The sequence below is a fragment of the Collimonas fungivorans genome (assembly GCF_028292705.1).
GTDB classification, from domain to species: domain Bacteria; phylum Pseudomonadota; class Gammaproteobacteria; order Burkholderiales; family Burkholderiaceae_D; genus Collimonas; species Collimonas fungivorans_B.
Genome location: NZ_JAQGLV010000268.1, coordinates 1 through 3,922, shown reverse-complemented (window position 1 = coordinate 3,922; position 3,922 = coordinate 1). Strand labels below are relative to the sequence as shown.

The following is a 3,922-nucleotide window of genomic DNA, read 5'->3' as shown; positions in this document are numbered from 1 at the left end:
CAAGGGCACGCAACTGATCCTGCTCGGCACCAAGGGCGGACCGACGCCGTCAGCCTTGCGCGCGGCGCCGGCCAATGTGCTGCTGGTGGACGGCCAGCCATATGTCGTCGACTGCGGCAACGGCGTGGCCTTGCAGCTGACCAAAGCCGGCATCAAGCTGCCGCAGATACGCGACATTTTCCTGACCCACCAGCACTCCGACCACAACGCCGACCTCGGCAACATGGTGTTCCTGGCCTGGGCCACCGGGCTGGCGACTCCTGTGCATCTGTACGGGCCGCCGGGAATGCGCCAGATGATGGATGATTTTGTCCACATGAACGCCATCGACATCGCCACCCGCATACAGGAAGAAGGCCGGCCGCCATTGCGCCCCTTGATCAACACTCACGAATTCGACGGCCCGCGCGTAGTCATGGAAAACGACCAGGTAAAGGTCACCGCCACGCTGGTCGACCACTACACGCTCAAGCCCGCCTTCGCCTATCGCTTCGACACCAGGGACCGCTCGGTGGTTTTCTCCGGCGATACCGCCTACAACGAGAACCTGATCAAGCTAGCCAAGGGCGCCGACGTGCTGGTGCACGAAGTGATGTACCTGCCGGCGCTGGAGAAACTGATGAAGACCGTCGACAATGCTCCTACCCTGCTCGACCACCTGGTCAAGAGCCACACCAGCACCGCCCAGGTCGGCAAGGTGGCGGCGCGCGCCGGCGTCAAGACGCTGGTGCTGAGCCACTTTGTGCCGGGCGGCGACCCGGCGATCAGCGACGACATGTGGTCGGCCGAGGCGCGCCGGCAGTTCAGCGGCGAAATCATCGTCGGCAAAGACCTGATGGTAATCTGACGCCATCCCCAAAATTCCCATCCATCTTTCTATCCGGACCATCCCATGTCAAGCACCCTCGAAACCCTGGAAATCTCTACCTCCGAAACGCCGACCGCAGCCGTCATCTGGATGCACGGCCTTGGCGCCGATGGCTCCGACTTCGTCCCTATCGTGAAAGAGCTGGACCTGAGCGGCTGCCCCGGCATCCGCTTCGTGTTCCCGAGCGCGCCGGCGATCCCGGTGACCATCAACAACGGCTATGTGATGCCAGCCTGGTACGACATCCTCACCACAGACCTGATCCGGCGCGAAGACGAAGCCGGCCTGCGCAAATCGCAAACCGAAATCGAAGCGCTGATCGCCCAGCAGATCGCGCTTGGCATCGCTGCCGATAAAATCGTGATCGCCGGCTTCTCGCAAGGCTGCGCGATGGCGCTGCAAACCGGCTTGCGTTATCCGCAGAAACTGGCCGGCCTGATGTGCCTGTCCGGCTACCTGCCGCTGAGCGACAAGACTGAAGCGGAGCGCCATGCCGCCAACCAGCACACGCCAATTTTCCAGGCGCATGGCCGTGGCGATCCGGTGGTGCTGATCGACCGCGCGGAAAAATCGCGCGACTTGCTCAAGCAGCTGGGTTACCAGGTTGAATGGCATGAATACATGATGCCGCATTCGGTGTGCGCGGAAGAAGTCGCGGATATCGGCAGCTGGCTGCGCCGCGTGCTGGCCTGAAGCCAGGCGCCGGCTCAACTTATAAAAAAAGCCGGGGGCGCCTAGCCCGCTATGCGAGCCAGGCGCCCCCGGCTTTTTCCATCCAGGATGAATCTCAGACCACTTGCGGCGTGTATCCCGCATCGCTGATTGCTTCGGCCAGTTCGCCCGCAGTCGCGGTGCTCTCAACCGAGACCGTGCGCCCTTCTATCTTGATCTCCACCTTGGCGCCTGCATCCACGCCGTTGATGGCTTTGGTAATGCGGCCGGCGCAGTGGCCGCAGGTCATGTCCTGCACATTGAATTCGATCATTTCTGTTTACTCCCTTGGTTACCTGATTCAACTATAAACCTTCCCATCGTAGCAAGGTCAAGCACCAACCAACAATAAATGATCGAGGTCCGTTACCGGCCGCCGCAAACCGCTTAGTTCAAACCGTTCTTGCCTTCGATTTCACTGGCTTTCAAACCGCCCAGGCGTGCATGCAGGCGACCACGGGTCGCCACGGCGAACGCCACCACGACTTCATCGGCGTTCGGCGCATCGAAGAACTGGGTGGTGACGGTGTCGTAATGCGAAGGCACGTACAAGGCATGTTTATGCGCCAGCGGGATATCGAGCTCGGTGCCCGGCACGCCGCGCTTGCCAGACGAAGGAATCCAGGCCTTGCCGCCGCCGATGGCTTCGCGGATCGGCATCACCATGGCCGGCGTCAGGAAGGCGTTGCCGTGCTCGTATTCGCCGCCGATGCCAACGATGCAAGCCTTGCCGTAGCTTTCCACCTGGTCCTGCCCCAGTGCGGCGACGATGCGGCGGCCGAACTCATGGCCCAGCGCCGGCGAATTGGCCAGGATCAGGTCCAGGCTGTCGCTGAAACGCCCGGCGTAGGGATTGTGGATGGCTGCGGCGATCACGATCTTACGCAGCAGGCTGCCGTCGGCCAGCATGCCGCTTTCGTTGGCCAGGGTGTCATCGATCTGGGTGTACCACTTGCGGATATGGTAATTCTCGAAATTGGCTGGTTTGGTCATGATGTCTTTTGGCAAGTTGATGAGGAAAATTCCTTGGACAGGCATCCTAACTTGCCGCTGCCCCTTGCCGTATAGCGCATTGCGTATATGCGGTAGAGCTTTTGGCAGCGCAAAACGCAGGCTGTTAAAATTGTGCTTGACCTTCCCATGATGGGAAGGTGGATCATGCAGTCATCACCACTATCCAAGCCGAGCCCATCATGAGCAGCACAGTCACAGGCACCGAGTTCCAGTTACCGATAGACGGCATGAGCTGCGCGTCGTGCGTATCCCATGTCGAAAAGGCCTTGCGCAAGGTAAGCGGCGTGCGCGAAGTCAGCGTCAACCTGGCGACTGAACTGGCGACCGTGCAAGCCGATGGCGCAACCACCATCGCGCCCTTGGTCGCCGCCGTGGAAAAAGCCGGCTACCAGGTCAGGCAGCAGGAAGTCACGCTGGATATCGAAGGCATGAGCTGCGCGTCCTGCGTCAGCCGGGTCGAGAAAGCCTTGCTCAAAGTGGCCGGCGTGCAGACCGTGGCGGTCAACCTGGCCAGCGAAAAAGCGACCTTGGGCACCGCAGGCGTGGTGCCGGTCGACAAGCTGATCGCCGCAATCAAGGCGGCGGGCTATGAAGCCTCGCTGCCCAAATCCACGCAAGATGCTGCGGCCGGCAAGAGCGCATGGCCGAGCTGGTGGCCGGTCGCCGCTGCCGCGTTGTTTACCCTGCCGCTGGTGCTGCCGATGCTGGCGATGCCGTTCGGCCTGGACTGGGCCTTGCCCGGCTGGTGGCAGTTGGCCCTGGCGACGCCGGTGCAGTTCTGGCTCGGCGCCCGCTTCTACCGCGCCGGCTGGCGCGCGCTGAAGGCAGGCAGCGGCAACATGGATTTGCTGGTGGCGCTCGGCACCAGCGCTGCTTACGGCTTGTCGCTGTACCTGTTGCTGGCGGCCGGGCATGGCGCCATGGCGCACCTGTATTTTGAAGCATCGGCGGCGGTCATCACGCTGGTGCTGCTCGGCAAATGGCTGGAAACCCGCGCCAAGCGCCAGACCGCCGACGCCATCCGCGCCCTGAATGCGCTGCGCCCGGAACGCGCCACGGTGCGAAGCAACGGCGTCGACCGCGAAATCGCCATCACCGCCTTGCAGCTCGGCGACGTGGTGGTAGTGCGCGCCGGCGAACGCATCGCCGCTGACGGCGTGGTGCTGGAGGGACACAGCCAGGTCGACGAATCCCTGCTGACAGGCGAGAGCCTGCCGGTAGAAAAACAGGCGCACGACCAGGTGACCGCCGGCGCCATCAACGGCTCAGGCCTGCTGCTGGTAACCACCACCGCGATCGGCGCCGAAACCACGCTGGCGCGCATCATCC

General features: G+C 62.5%; 5 protein-coding genes. 3 read left to right on the top strand and 2 right to left on the bottom strand.

All coding sequences use genetic code 11. From position 1 onward, the window contains the following. The coding region (locus JWQ61_RS15105) for an MBL fold metallo-hydrolase (RefSeq protein ID WP_304361255.1) at positions 1–847 on the top strand (847 nt) is incomplete at its 5' end. 45 nt (positions 848–892) lie between these two features. Continuing rightward, positions 893–1,561: an alpha/beta hydrolase gene (locus JWQ61_RS15100; RefSeq protein ID WP_304361254.1), complete on the top strand. Its 669-nt coding sequence runs from the start codon at positions 893–895 to the stop codon at positions 1,559–1,561. A 94-nt stretch (positions 1,562–1,655) separates the two neighbouring features. Here JWQ61_RS15100 and JWQ61_RS15095 read toward each other — a convergent pair whose 3' ends face one another. Both JWQ61_RS15095 and JWQ61_RS15090 read right to left on the bottom strand, forming a co-directional pair. Beyond that, positions 1,656–1,853: a heavy-metal-associated domain-containing protein gene (locus tag JWQ61_RS15095; protein ID WP_304361253.1), complete on the bottom strand. Its 198-nt coding sequence runs from the start codon at positions 1,851–1,853 to the stop codon at positions 1,656–1,658. 113 nt (positions 1,854–1,966) lie between these two features. Further along, positions 1,967–2,572 (bottom strand): amino acid synthesis family protein, encoded by a 606-nt coding sequence (locus tag JWQ61_RS15090; protein WP_304361252.1) that lies wholly within the window; start codon positions 2,570–2,572, stop codon positions 1,967–1,969. 200 nt (positions 2,573–2,772) lie between these two features. On the opposite strand from JWQ61_RS15090, the gene JWQ61_RS15085 reads away from it, so the two are divergent. After that, positions 2,773–3,922: copper ion binding protein (locus JWQ61_RS15085; protein ID WP_304361251.1), on the top strand; the 1,150-nt coding region annotated here is incomplete at its 3' end.

Excerpts from the sequence above, each read along its gene's own strand:
- JWQ61_RS15100 (WP_304361254.1), top strand. The coding sequence starts at position 893 with ATGTCAAGCACCCTCGAAACCCTGGAAATCTCTACCTCCGAAACGCCG.
- JWQ61_RS15090 (WP_304361252.1), bottom strand. The coding sequence starts at position 2,572 with ATGACCAAACCAGCCAATTTCGAGAATTACCATATCCGCAAGTGGTAC.
- JWQ61_RS15095 (WP_304361253.1), bottom strand. The coding sequence starts at position 1,853 with ATGATCGAATTCAATGTGCAGGACATGACCTGCGGCCACTGCGCCGGC.